Source organism: Sphingobacteriaceae bacterium (assembly GCA_016715905.1).
Lineage (GTDB): Bacteria > Bacteroidota > Bacteroidia > B-17B0 > Aurantibacillaceae > Aurantibacillus.
The window spans coordinates 1-13,319 of sequence record JADJXI010000014.1 but is presented as its reverse complement, the minus strand read 5'-3'; the positions used below and the strand labels follow the sequence as shown (position 1 = coordinate 13,319).

The 13,319-nt window shown below is 35.2% G+C and carries 16 protein-coding genes; 3 read left to right on the top strand and 13 right to left on the bottom strand.

The genetic code is table 11. The annotated features are described in order from the left end of the window. Positions 1-90: 90 nt before the first annotated feature. On the top strand, positions 91-414 hold the full coding sequence (locus IPM51_12365) for a hypothetical protein (protein MBK9285092.1): 324 nt from the start codon (positions 91-93) through the stop codon (positions 412-414). Positions 415-434: 20 nt separating this feature from the next. Beyond that, positions 435-791 carry a T9SS type A sorting domain-containing protein gene (locus tag IPM51_12360; GenBank protein MBK9285091.1) on the top strand — a complete coding sequence of 119 codons (357 nt, stop codon included), beginning with the start codon at positions 435-437 and terminating at the stop codon, positions 789-791. A 645-nt stretch (positions 792-1,436) separates the two neighbouring features. Here the strand turns inward: IPM51_12360 and IPM51_12355 are convergent. From IPM51_12355 to IPM51_12340, 4 genes are all read right to left on the bottom strand, one after another. Next, complete coding sequence (locus IPM51_12355; GenBank protein MBK9285090.1) at positions 1,437-1,802, bottom strand: DUF5615 family PIN-like protein; 366 nt, start codon at positions 1,800-1,802, stop codon at positions 1,437-1,439. Further along, positions 1,802-2,047, bottom strand: a complete 246-nt coding sequence (locus IPM51_12350) for a DUF433 domain-containing protein (GenBank protein ID MBK9285089.1) — start codon at positions 2,045-2,047, stop codon at positions 1,802-1,804. Before IPM51_12350 ends, IPM51_12355 begins: the two co-directional genes overlap by 1 nt. A gap of 1,884 nt (positions 2,048-3,931) precedes the next feature. Next, positions 3,932-4,162 carry a type II toxin-antitoxin system HicA family toxin gene (locus tag IPM51_12345; protein MBK9285088.1) on the bottom strand — a complete coding sequence of 77 codons (231 nt, stop codon included), beginning with the start codon at positions 4,160-4,162 and terminating at the stop codon, positions 3,932-3,934. Continuing rightward, positions 4,140-4,412 (bottom strand): type II toxin-antitoxin system HicB family antitoxin, encoded by a 273-nt coding sequence (locus tag IPM51_12340; GenBank protein MBK9285087.1) that lies wholly within the window; start codon positions 4,410-4,412, stop codon positions 4,140-4,142. Before IPM51_12340 ends, IPM51_12345 begins: the two co-directional genes overlap by 23 nt. Positions 4,413-4,918: 506 nt before the next feature. Here IPM51_12340 and IPM51_12335 point away from each other — a divergent pair. Further along, positions 4,919-5,332: a hypothetical protein gene (locus IPM51_12335; GenBank protein ID MBK9285086.1), complete on the top strand. Its 414-nt coding sequence runs from the start codon at positions 4,919-4,921 to the stop codon at positions 5,330-5,332. Between the two features lie 60 nt (positions 5,333-5,392). Here the strand turns inward: IPM51_12335 and IPM51_12330 are convergent, their stop codons facing one another. From IPM51_12330 to IPM51_12290, 9 genes are all read right to left on the bottom strand, one after another. Continuing rightward, positions 5,393-5,578, bottom strand: coding sequence for an SDR family oxidoreductase (locus IPM51_12330; protein MBK9285085.1), 186 nt, complete (start codon positions 5,576-5,578; stop codon positions 5,393-5,395). Further along, a complete protein-coding gene (locus tag IPM51_12325; protein ID MBK9285084.1) occupies positions 5,550-6,134 on the bottom strand; it encodes a hypothetical protein in 585 nt (194 codons plus the stop codon). Before IPM51_12325 ends, IPM51_12330 begins: the two co-directional genes overlap by 29 nt. A 717-nt stretch (positions 6,135-6,851) precedes the next feature. Next, positions 6,852-7,355, bottom strand: a complete 504-nt coding sequence (locus IPM51_12320) for a hypothetical protein (GenBank protein MBK9285083.1) — start codon at positions 7,353-7,355, stop codon at positions 6,852-6,854. A 324-nt stretch (positions 7,356-7,679) separates the two neighbouring features. Further along, on the bottom strand, positions 7,680-8,054 hold the full coding sequence (locus tag IPM51_12315; protein MBK9285082.1) for a four helix bundle protein: 375 nt from the start codon (positions 8,052-8,054) through the stop codon (positions 7,680-7,682). Between the two features lie 55 nt (positions 8,055-8,109). After that, entirely contained in the window at positions 8,110-8,289 is a 180-nt protein-coding gene (locus IPM51_12310; GenBank protein MBK9285081.1) for a GxxExxY protein, read from the bottom strand. A 91-nt stretch (positions 8,290-8,380) separates the two neighbouring features. Then, complete coding sequence (locus tag IPM51_12305) at positions 8,381-8,788, bottom strand: hypothetical protein (GenBank protein MBK9285080.1); 408 nt, start codon at positions 8,786-8,788, stop codon at positions 8,381-8,383. Continuing rightward, positions 8,778-9,398, bottom strand: coding sequence for a nucleotidyltransferase domain-containing protein (locus IPM51_12300; protein ID MBK9285079.1), 621 nt, complete (start codon positions 9,396-9,398; stop codon positions 8,778-8,780). The genes IPM51_12305 and IPM51_12300 overlap by 11 nt, the downstream gene beginning before the upstream one ends. 927 nt (positions 9,399-10,325) lie before the next feature. Continuing rightward, the gene (locus IPM51_12295) at positions 10,326-11,534 is read right to left on the bottom strand and encodes a hypothetical protein (protein MBK9285078.1); all 1,209 of its coding nucleotides are present in this window, start codon (positions 11,532-11,534) and stop codon (positions 10,326-10,328) included. Between the two features lie 777 nt (positions 11,535-12,311). Beyond that, positions 12,312-12,794 carry a hypothetical protein gene (locus IPM51_12290; GenBank protein ID MBK9285077.1) on the bottom strand — a complete coding sequence of 161 codons (483 nt, stop codon included), beginning with the start codon at positions 12,792-12,794 and terminating at the stop codon, positions 12,312-12,314. Positions 12,795-13,319 lie beyond the last annotated feature (525 nt).

Genomic DNA, 13,319 nt, shown 5'->3' with positions numbered 1-13,319 from the left:
TATTCTTGCCCTGTTGTGAGTAACGGTTTCTGGGACACCGAGACTTCGCGAACTAGCAGTGCAGGCGGTATCGGTAAAACTACTGTTTTAATGAAAACAAACACAACATTTACTAATGCCAGTTGGGATTTTACTAATATCTGGGAAATGATTGGAACTAATTATCCAAGATTAAAAGATATACCGGAGGCAGCTTTGCCGGTTGAGTTAACATCATTCACAGCGATTGTTATTAATAATAAAATTAGACTTAACTGGCAGACGGAAACTGAGGTTAATAATTATGGGTTTGAGATAGAAAAACGGAAAAGGCAAATGGGAAAAGTGAAACGTGGGAAAAGATTGGGTTCGCGAATGGGCATGGTAATAGTAATTCGCCCAAGACTTACAGTTTTACAGATAAAGATATTTTAAGCAGTACTTATTTTTATCGATTGAAACAGATAGATACGGATGGGAAGTTTGAATACAGCAAGGAAGTGGAAGTAACAATTAATAATGTACCAGCGAAGTATGAGTTAAAGCAGAATTATCCAAATCCGTTTAATCCACTAACCAGTATTCAGTATGCAGTAGACAGTAAGCAATATATAATGCTAAAGGTATATGATATACTTGGGAGCGACGTTGCAACATTAGTTAATGAGGTTAAAGAAGCGGGAATGTATGAAGTAACTTTGGACGCTGCCAATATGCCCAGCGGAATATATTTTTACAAGCTACAGGCCGGTCCTTCGACAGGTTCAGAACAGGTTTATTCGCAAACAAAGAAAATGACATTACTACGATAATTACGACGGACAGGCTGTAGATAAATTGATAGGTACTATTTCTTACTTTTCTTGGCCCCGATTTTCATCCCATGAACTGGGACAGGGCGGGATAAACTAAGGAACGTGAACTGCAAAATAATTTCTAAAATTATTAATACTAACTTTTCTTGGCGTAAGAAAAGTTACAAAAGAACATGCACTGCAAAAGGCTTTTATTTGTACTTTTCTCCCGCCAGCCCGTCCCGCTACGCTTGGCGTGGCCGGGGAAGACGGGCAGGCTTGATAGAATAAATTTATTCTTTTCTTAGCGTAAGAAAAGAAACAAAAGAAGCATGCACTTAAAAATAATTTCTAAAACTTCATTTCATTTCGGGAAGAAAAATAACTCTCCCGCCAAGGCGGGATCAAACAGATTTTTCTTCTTTTTCTCCATTACATTCAGTTTTTTAACGAAATTCTTTTAAGGTGCGGAAACATTTAACGCAATTTATTTGATGTCGGGGCAAAGGGATTTTTTAGGGCGTTAAGTATTGGAGTGTCATGGAATCGTCCATGACGCCCGTGGAAAGGTAGACGCAGCTCAAATTCTAGCCAAAAGATGCTGCCTTGAGTCACGCTGAGCGTTTAAGCATGGGAAGCTTGTTAATGAAAGTAAACTAAGCCTTATGAGTTTAATTTTTGTAAAGGACGGATACGAATTTTATTTTCACTTGCAACAATAAAATGATTCAGAATCTTTTCTTCCGGCATGTTTAGTATTGCATTAATTGCGTTAATCTTTTCAGCTGGCACTTCTTCTGAAAAGCGAAAAAGGATAATTGCAGGCGGCGGAAGCTCAGTTTTAAAGATCAGATAACCAAAATCTTTATCGTTAGTAATAATTATTCGTTCTTCCTTATAAGCAGTTTTTATAATAAATACGTCATCCCGGGAAGGGAAGAGTTCAGTTATGGATTTTACATCGAAGCCTTTATCACGCAGATACTTAATTACAGTAAAGCCTACATTCTCATCTACAAGAAATTTCATTAATGTCCGAGTATTGGATAAACTTCCTCATCTTTCACAAGTTTTTCAACATATAAAAGCGCTTCCTTAATATCTTCTTTTTTCAGCATCGGATATTCTTGAATGATTTGTTCATCTGTGCGGCGTTGTGCTACCAATTTTATTATCAGCTCAACTGGAATCCTTGTTCCGCGAATTATCGGTTTGCCGGTAAGTATAGCCGGATTTACTTCTATTCGGGTAAATTTAATCATCTCTTCTTTCATGTAATCTTGTTTATTTTGACTACTATTATAGCCGTAAATATAATTTGTAAATCTTATTAATCAAAAAGGTGATAGGGGGAGGATACTTCCGCTTTGGCGGCCGAGCGCGATTTATTTAAGGGCAGTGCCTTGTCATTTCGAACGAAGAGAGAAATCTTTCGCCTCGTCATCCTGAACGCGGTGAAGGATCTCAACAACTGTCAAAGATCTCTCACCCCTTTGAAGAGGGGATTCGAGATGACATAGTCTTCTTGTCATTTCGAGCGAAGAGAGAAATCTTATCTTTTTTTTTTTAGATTCCTCGTCCAGATTTAATCCGGAACTCGGAATGACATGTACATTATTTCTTCTATCTTTTACTAAATATTTTATACTCCGAAATATATCCGCGGCAGGCCACCGGATTTCGTCGGGACTGGTGCCAGAACATGCTCTGCAAAAGTCTTTTATTTGTACTTTTCTCTTAATAGAAATCCCGATAATCATCGGGACAGGATCCCCCAAAGATCAAGACCCCGCCAGAGGCGGGCAGGTTCAAAATAAATTATTAATTTTCTTTTCTCTTAAAAGAAAAGAAACAAAAGTTCAAGGCAGTAAAAATTTTACTAAAGAATTCATTCGCTAAGCTATGGAAATTAAACTTGTCCCGATTCGTTTTGTATAAACTATGTATATCGGGACTTCAAACAGAAATTTCCACCTGACGCCTAGCTCATCATTCTTTTTGACGCAAAATATTTAAGGCCCTATTAAAATATTTAAACACAATTTTAATTTAACCATGTCATTTCGAACGAAGAGAGAAATCTTTTGGTTTTCAGATCAGTCTAATTTTTCAATCCATTTTGTGAAAGGGCGGGGCAGGCCACCGACTTTGGCGGGACAGGCGGCAGAAGCATGCACACCGCCTGAGGCGGACAGGTGCAAAAGAATTTCTAAAATTATTAATACTAACTTTTCTTGGCGCAAGAAAAGTTACAAAAGAACATGCTCTGCAAAAGAATTGCTAAATTTCTTCTGCTTTCAGCTAAAAGAAATAAACTCGTTCCCGTTAGTCGGGAACTTCAAACAGAATTTCTTTTTATCGCTTCAATTCGAATAAATTTTTTACGTAATTCTTTTGAGGAGCGAAAGAGATTAAATGGAATTTATTTGAGGTCATTAAATAAAATGCTTTGGCGAAATTATTTTAAGGTGCGGAAACTAAGATTTAGTTTTGAGTGATGAATGCTGAATTATAAATTAAGTAGACAGACTCGCTTGCGGCGCGGTATGTTCATCCTTTATTATTACTAGCAGCTACTTGTATTCGTTTGACGACATTTTCTGCATTTTGAAGTAGGAGCTGCTTACTCCACAGAAGCCAATCGTCTGTCCAGCGTGCAGGGTAAAAACAAGAAACATGTGCTGCAAAATTATTCTTCTGTACTTTTCTCCCGCCAGAGGACGGGCAGGCTTGATAGAATAAGCCTATTCTTTTCTTAGCCCCGATTTTCATCCCATGAACCGGGACAGGTCGGGATAAACTCCAGAAAAGAACCAAAAGAAGCATGCACTCCGCCTGAGGCGGACAAGTGAAAAATAATTTCTAAAACTTCATTTCATTTCGGGAAGAAAAATAACTCGCTACGCTCAGACAAATTTTTCTTCTATTCCTCCATTACATTCAGTTATTTAACCCTCCAAAGGCGGGCAGGCGAAATTATTTTAAGGTGCAAAAAAAGTAAAAAATTTCTTGCTTAATGCGCCATTCATTCATTCATTCTTTTTAACCCCGCCATAGGCGGGCAGGTGGAGCAAGCAGATTTTTGTTTCATTATTGCTTCAGACAACGAGGGGTTGACGCAGTTTTTACAAAATCATCTATAATTATGAGAGCTAAAATTATAACGAGTTCCATTCATCCAATATTATTTTCCGGGCAATGATTCGCTCTACTTCTGAAATCATCATTCTCAACTGTGGAATGGAATATTCTTTATTGGAGGGAATTGCCATCCGGTGGTTTTTATAAATCATAAATTGATGACGTGTGCCTGAATAAGGACCATCAAATCCCAATTTTCTTAGTCGTTTAATAAAATCTCTTCTTTTACATGGTGCCCATTGAACCATATATTGGTTTTTCATTTAGATTAATATTGTCTAATACAGGTAATTGGTGCCCTAGTTTAAGCCCCAAAACTATCCATTCCTCAAGTGTTGAACGTAATTCATTCTGACACTCCTGCAGCGAATCACTGAAGGCAATTACGCCTTTGCATGCCGGAATAATGCCTGAGAAACTGCCATCTTCCAGTTTATCATATACAGCTGAAGATATCATGTGATTTATGTATGCTGTAAGTATAAATTTTGTTTTCATTTTCTGTATTATTTTAGTTTAAAAACATACCGACAATTAAAGTGATATTTTTAATTATTGCACTTTTGGGAATGCAGTAAATTATAATCTACCTAAACTTAATAATTCGACTCTATTTAATCAATGAATGTATGATTTCATCACTGCTTCAATTTAACGGCAAAAATCTTTTCCCTCGCCATCCTGAACGCAGTGAAGGATCTAAACAACTGTCGTAAGATCTCTCACCCTCTGAAGAGGGATTCGAGATGACATTGGAGGCTTGTCATTTCGAACGGAGAGAGAAATCTTATGTGTTTAGAAGTGCTAAGTCTTTTGAAGCTCATGAGATGGGAAAACTGGTCTCCGCTGTTTCACCGCAATTATAAATGACATCATGGATTTTTACTAAAACTTTACTAAAAGTTTACCATTTTTGATGAAATATCCTAAAAAACTGCGATGTTATATTGTTTTAATACAATAAGTTATGTATATTAGATAAAGTAAATTATGAGGTGTTAAATATGGCAGCAACAGTTGATAAACAGCAAATGTTTATAGAGTTAAGGGCTGAGGGCAGATCCTTTGATGAAATAGCAAAACGAGTGAATATTAGCAAGCCAACGCTTATTAAATGGGGAAAGGAGCTAAAGGAGAAGATAGAAGAGGTTTCTAAGGTTATTGAGGAGCAGTTTATTATTGAGCAAAAAATAAAAAGAACCATTAGAGCACAGAAGCTATCCGAGGAGCTGGATAAGGCATATGATGCGCTGAAGAATACTGATTATAAAAACATGAGTAAGAAGGATTTGATAAATATAATTGAAAAGATTGAGAACAAGCTTAGTACAATTGTTGGTGCTAAAAGCGCCAATGAGGATGATGATACGTATAAACTTATTGTGGAAGAAAGGATTATTGGGGTAAAGAGGAAATAGTTGAGAGGGAAAAGCCAGTTTTTCTTAAGCCGGTTGAAAAACTTTATTAATTATTTCTAATCATATTGTACCTGAATCAACAAAGATGTTATGGCCGGTTATTGAGCCAGATTTGGCGGAGAGTAAAAAGAGAACTGTTTCTGCGACTGAACTAGTACTTGTGGGGGATTTAAGAGAGGTGCATTTGTATATTCTGCCTTTTTGTTCAGCTGTGAGTTTAGAAAGTGAAAGAGTAAGTAACACCAAGTGTTATTCCCGGTAAAATATCAGCGTCACCCTGGTAGATATCCCAGCCAATAATCGAAGAAACATCAAGTGATGCTTGGAATTGATTAGCTATTTGATATGTATTTTGAAAGCCAATATTCACACAAGTGTTTGGTTTGCCGTATGAATGGTTATAAAAATAACCCACGCCTGTGTGTAAAAGTAAACTCCAATCTCTATTTGATCTTTCAGGATCTAAAGCGTTATTCAAATTAAGAGCAGCTTCAGCGTATAAGTAATCATAATGATGCTTTAGATCATCACTAATGGAATAAAAATAAAATCCTTTGTAGCCTATTTGGAGTGCGAAAAGAGGCGAGAGCCATTTTCCAGCTGTAAAATTAAATAGCGGGGAATAGTTTGAACTTACGAAATCTTCATCTTTTATACCCGACATCTTCATGCCGGCATTTAAAGAAACAAACCAGTGCTGTTCAGCTGAAATTGGCATAACTGAATCTTGTACCTGAGATTTAGTTTCAGTTAAAAATGAGATAATGAAAAAAAATAATAAATATTTATTTAAGGTAATCATATAAGCAAGAACGAATAAAGCAGGACAGGCCACTGCAAGACGGAGCAGGTTTAAAATAAATTATTAATTTTCTTTTCTCTTAAAAGAAAAGAAACAAAAGTTCAAGACTTTAAAAAAAATTGCTAAGATTGTATTCCCTACTTTTCTTGGCGCGAGAAAAGTAGCAAAAGAACATGCACTTAAAAATAATTTCTAAAACTTCATTTCATTTCGGGAAGAAAAATAACTCCTCCGATGCTTCATAAAATCAGCATTGTCGTCAAACAGATTTTTCTTCCAGTCCTCAATTCCATTCAGTTTTTTAACCCTCCAAAGGCGGGCAGGCGAAATTATTTTAAGGTGCGGAAACATTTAACGCAATTTATTTAATGTCGAGTTGAAGGAAATTTTTAGTACAGGAAAAAAACAATATAATGAAATTATTTTAGGAGGCGGGGGATAGGATTTAAGGTAGGATTTTTGAGAGCGGATGGCAAGGTTTGCAGCGATGTATTTATTTATTACGCTTGTTAGCAGCTACTTGTATTCGTTTGACCACATTCTTTGCATTTTGAAGAACAAGCTGCTTGCACCAAGGTAAAAAAGCATTCCAGTGAAATAGAAAAGCAGATCATTTCACCGGACAGGCATTCCATATTTCGGGGTGGATGTTTAGTCTGATACTATTAGGAAGTTTGTCAGTATTATTTATGAACTGATGGGTTGGTGTTATTTTACTTAAGGACCATTAAAAATATATATAACACCAAGTGTTATTCCCGGTAAAATATCAGCGTCACCCTGGTAGATATCCCAGCCAATAATCGAAGAAACATCAAGTGATGCTTGGAATTGATTAGCTATTTGATATGTATTTTGAAAGCCTATATTAACACAAGTGTTTGGTTTGCCGTATAAGTGATTATAAAAATAACCCACGCCTGTGTGTAAAAGTAAACTCCAATCTTTATTTGATCTTTCAGGATTCAATGCATTATTCAAATTAAGAGCAGCTTCAGCGTATAAGTAATCATAATGATGCTTTAGATCATCACTAATGGAATAAAAATAAAATCCTTTGTAACCTATTTGTAAAGCCAAGAGAGGGGATAACCATTTTCCAGCTGTAAAATTAAATAGCGGGGAGTAGTTTGAACTAATAAAGTCTTCGCTTTTATAACCGGACATCTGCATGCCGGCATTTAAAGAAACAAACCAGTGCTGTTCAGCTGAAATTGTCATAACTGAATCTTGTACCTGAGATTTAGTTACACTCAGGAATGATAGGAAAAGAATTATTAATAGGTGAGTTTTGTAATACATTAAAATATGGTTTCGCGCAGATCACGCTGAATGGTGCAGAATTTTTTTAGAAATTTATTTGCGAACCTCTCCCAAAGGGACAGGTGCGAGTTTTGCGAGATACTCCTCATAAATTATTTACAATTCGCACAATTCCGCTGTTAATGTCATCAGTGTTGAAGTTAACTAATAATCCTAACTTTAATCCGGAATAGAAAAGATATCAGAGATCAAAAGTCAGAGATCAGATCTCAGTTGATTTGATTATTTTTTAATGAAAGATTTTGGATTATTAATCATAGAACCAAGCATCTTGCCGATTTCTATAACTTCTGAAGTAAGAATCTTATGTTGTTCAGTTGAAACATATTGACAATCTCGAGCAAAGTCTAATGAAGTTTCTGTTTCACTATTTTCACCATCACAGTCTGTTAACTTACTGATGAAATGTGCTTCATACCGTCTTTTTGCCCATGCTTCTCTTAAATTTAAACAAACCGATCTAGATGATCTTCTTATTTGACTGGTCAATGCAAACTTTTCTTCTTTCGGAAATAATTTACTAATATTGAATATTTTCATTGATAATGAATAAGCTTTTTTATATACGGTTAAATCTCTAGCCGAATTTATTTGCATTTACAGCTCCTTTTTTATTCGCCGACCTTTGACTTCCGATTTCTGACTTCTGCCCTCAGTCTTCGTACTTTACGGGTAAGCCTACTTGGGTTTTTACTTTTCTGCCGGACTTATTCAGTTCGTAAGCCAAAGCATATTCGTAGACTGATTCAAGTAAACCGGGGCCAAGGTTCTGGTATACCTTGAATATTGCACCACGTATGTCGTAGGATATTTTGTTCTCTAGTTTTTCCATATTGGTTTCTCGCTGAACCCTCCGAAGGCGGGCAAGCCCTCCTGAGGCGGGCAAGTTACGCTGAATTACGCAGATTTACTTGAGGGGGAGGTCATTTTAAAATCTTATCGCACCAAACCTTAAATCTCTCAAAGTGTTTCCAAAGCGAATCAATATCTTTTTTATGATAAACATCGCCTGAATAAGATACCTTATTTTTATGATCTATTATACTCTTCAAATGTTTTAGGGCATTTTTCTTTTCTTCAGTGTGAGCAATTAAATCATCAAGAAGTGAAATTATTTCGTAATGATTTTCTCCCTGAATTTTAACACCACGCTGCTTTATACTTATTGCATCTGAATACGCTATTGCAGAATGAACAATTAAAAGTCCTGCCGCATTATAATAAGAGTATTCAGCAGCAATTTTGCCGCCCTCGTAGAAATTTATCGCTACTTCTTTGAAACCTAAATATCTGGATGAATCGACTTTTTTTCTCGGGCTTTTAATTACCATTTATTAACCTCTTAATGGATTTACCCGATAGAACTATTCCTTCTTTTATTATATCATTTATAGGTGATTTCTTAAGGCGTGCCCGTTTCTGAAATTCTTTTAAGGATATGTTGAACGGTGCTAAAGTTATTCCGTAATTTTTATACAACTCATCCCTGCAGATATCAATCTTTTTCTCAAGTACACTTTTATTTTTTAAATTGGGATAAACGATACAGATATCGACATCACTTTTTACTGTTTCTTCCTTACGTGCAACGCTTCCGTAAAGTATAACACTTATAGCTTCTTTTGACAATATTTTTTTCAATTTCAATACTATCAAATCAAAGTATTGACTTTCTGCATCCAGGACTGGTAATAAAACCTTTTTAACGAAATAATTCGAAAAGTTAAGTGTGAAAAGATGATCCCTGCCGCCAATCCGTCGGTTTATAATTTTAAGGGACTCAAGGTGTGTTAATGCATTTATCGCAGCAGGAGCACTTAAGCCCCCCCTTTTGGCAATTTCCCTGCCTGAAAAACCATTCCTGGTGTGCCGTAACTCCCGGATTACTACAATATTAGAATAAGCAGAAAATATTATATTTAACGGTTTGTGAACTATCATAACTATGTTAATAAATATTTACATATGTAAAGTTTTCTTAACAAAGATAATTAAGACATAATACATTTCAAAGAATAGATTCTTTCTGCGGGTATCTCCCAAAGGGACAGGTGCGAGTTCAGCCCACCATCCACCAAGGGGACAGTTTAAAATAAATTGCTAAAATTCATGCCATTTCGTTACAACAAATAACTCATCCCGTAAGGACGGGATTCAAACCCGCGCAATCTGCTATTGCAGAGCGGGGCAGGCCACCGCTGGAGCGGGGTAAACGGGGTAGGCCACCGCAGGGCGGGGTAAACTGATAAATTTATCCTTACTTTCTTCTTAATAAGAATCCCGAAAAGGATTCGGGACAGGCGCCAGAACATGCACTGAAAAACTTATAAGTAATTTTCTTTTCTCTTAAAAGAAAAGAAACAAAAGTTCAAGGCTGAAAAAATTTTACTAAAGAATTCATTCGCTAAGCTATGGAAATTAAACTTGTCCCGATTTATTTTATAAAACTATTGGGATCGGGACTTCAAACAGAAATTTCCATTAAACGCTCTGCTAATGATTCTTTTCAAACCCCCAAGGACGTGCGTAGTAAAATTTTTAAGGCCATATAGAAAGCTGCATTAACGAAATTATTTTAAGGTGCGGGGGATAAGAATTAGTTTTGAATGGTGATGGTTGAATGTTGAATTGCAAATTAAGTAAACATGACCACCCCCGGCTTCCGGCTTTGCTAATAAATCAGCTGCGCCGGACAAGAAAGCCGACCCCTCCTTTGTTTCGACCTGTCTCGACTTGGCAGGCGAGCCAAGGCAGGCAAGCTTAACATGACAAGGAGGGGAATATTGTTTTTAAGGTTTATTTGAAGGCACACTATTAAATCTAGAAGCTAAATTATTTGGATGGTAGAGGAATCAAGAGTTGAGTAAATTATATTTTATGCGTTATCGGCCTCCTTCTTTTTGAAATAAGAATTATTAAAATTAAAAATGTGATTGAGAGAATATTTTGGGCAAATATTGCATAAAATGTTTCTAAATAAAAATCATTTGCAAATAAAAGCTGAATAAAATAGAAAAGTATTACATATATGAAAAAGTAAATATACTTTATTCCTTCTGAGACTAGTTCTTTTATTACTTGCACTGTTGCGAGTATTATAGGAAAAAATGAAATAACAATTAGCCGCTCAATATCGTAAGCTATAAATAATTGCAAGTAACTGAATAAGATGAGCGGAGAATAAGCCCAAAATACTTCGTTAAATTTCTTAGGTCTGAGAAAAATTATTAAAAAGAAACCACCGAATGCACCCAATACTAATCTATACCAATTGATTGCAAAGGTTAAAACCCATGGCTGATTATCAATTAAATTATGTTGTAACGAAGATTTTATGCCTACAAGCGTTGCGAGTCTGTGCACAAAAACTTTATCAAACCATTCTTGTGAGTGACTGTAAAAAGAGGTCTGCGAAATAATGAAGCTTAAAACTGAAAAAGTGATAATAGCTGGCAAACTTATAATTATATTCTCGGCTAATAACCTGTAATTAATTTTCTTAAAAAGGTCTTCTTTTATATTGATAAAATAGTACAATGGTAAAATTATAAGCATCGTTTCTTTTGTTAATACGCCTAGTAGAAATGAAATACTTAATAGTATTTTTTTCTGTTTATAAATAAAAAAAATTGAAAGCAGCATGAAAAAGTAAAGGAGCGATTCTGGATACCAAAACTCAATGATATTAAACCGCGCAGCCCATACAATTGAAAGGAAGAGAAGCGATCCCAGATATGAATAATCTAAATCCTTAGAAATAAAGTGAATAATTTTTAGAATTAGTACAGTAGTGAAGAATAATGAAAAAAAGTTGATTAGAATGAATGATGTTTTTTGTTGAAAAGGTAAGATATTTACTAAAAAAGGCTCTAAGAGCCGCCATGTGAATGGAGGAGGCTGAAGAACAGGGAAATCTTGAGCAGATTTAATATATGCTAAATGCATATATTTTGTTAAAAAGAATGGATGACCCGGCAGCATTAAATCAGAAAATATATACAGCAGGCCTAATAGCGGTATAAAGGAGGCAATTAAAAGTAATTCTTTATTTAATTTAAGGTATTGAAAGGAACGCACTATAAATAGGATTTTAACTAATTTTTAACTTTTTACAAAGAATCTCTTAACTACATTCTTTGCATTTTGAAGTAGGAGCTGCTTGCACCATAAAAACCAATCGTCTGTCCAGCGTGCAGGGTTAAAACAAGAAATATGCTTTACAAAATTATTCTTATGTACTTTTCTCCCGATAGAAACCCCGATAGTCATCGGGACAGGATCCCGAAAAGATCAAGACTTTAAAATAAATTGCTTAAATTATTAATACTAACTTTTCTTGGCGCAAGAAAAATTCCCATCTAGAAAGTACCCAAAGATCAAGACTTTAAAATAAATTGCTAAAAATTTGTTCAGCTTTCGCTAAAAGAAAATAACTCGTTGTGATTTTGTATTTTGTCGGAACTCAAACAGATTTTCTTTTTCGCTTCAATTGAACGAATTTTTTAATGTCAGGTAAAGGAAATTTTAGGCCCGTAAAGGCTTAACGCTCCATTCGTTCATTCTTTTAACGCAATTTATTTAATGTCGGGGTAAAGTAATTTTTAAGGCCGAAGAAAAAAAATGCAATTAATTTAAGAACGCATGTTTTGAGAGCGGATGGCAAGGGTTGCAGCGATGTATTTATTTATTACGCTTGTTAGCAGCTACTTGTATTCGTTTGACCACATTTTTTGCATTTTGAAGTACAAGCTGCTTGCACCAAGGGAACAAATCGTTCCAGTGAAATAGAAAAGCAGATCATTTCACCGGACAGGCATTCCATCTTTCGGGGTGGATTGTTATAGTTTGATACTATTAGGCATGGAATTGATTAGCTATTTGATATGTATTTTGAAAGCCAATATTCACACAAGTGTTTGGTTTGCCGTATGAATGGTTATAAAAATAACCCACGCCAGTGTGTAAAAGTAAACTCCAATCTTTATTTGATCTTTCAGGATCAATAGCATTATTCAAATTAAGAACCGCTTCACCATAAAGGAAATTATAATGATGCTTTAGATCATCACTAATGGAATAAAAATAAAATCCTTTGTAGCCTATTTGTAAAGCCAAGAGAGGGGAAAACCATTTTCCAGCTGTAAAATTAAATAGCGGGGAATAGTTTGAACTAATAAAGTCTTCGCTTTTATAACCCGACATCTGCATGCCGGCATTTATCCCAATGAACCAGGTTTGTTCTGCTTCAATCATGTTAGATGAATCCTGTGCTTGGGATTTATTTACAGACAGAAATAATAGGATTAAACTAATTATTAAACAATTTTTTTTTAACATTATAATTCTTTTGAGTAATCACACTGCAGACTAAGACACATAATTCAACAGCAAATTGAGAGGAAGGAAAAAACAAAAAAAAATCTGTACTTAAAATATTTAAAATATACTTTTCTCTTGATAGAAAAGTATCAAAAGATCAAGACTTTAAAATAAACTGCTAAAATTTGGTTCAGCTTCGCTAAAAGAAAATAACTCGTTCCGATTGATTTTGTATTTAATTTAATCGGAACTCAAACAGATTTTCTTTCTATACGCTTCACTTCGAGAATTTTTGAACGCAATTTATTTAATGTCGAGGTAAAGTAATTTTTTAGGTCCGTGTAAAAAGACAAAATATTGAAATTATTTTAAGGTGCGGAAAAAAGTAAAAAGTTTCTTGCTTAACACTCATTCATTCATTCTTTTAACGCAATTTATTTAATGTCGGGGCAAAGGAATTTTTAAGGGCGTTAAGTATTGGAGTGGCATGAAAACGGCTATGACAGCCTTGGAATTTTAGATCTCCACCATCTGAAGAGGGAT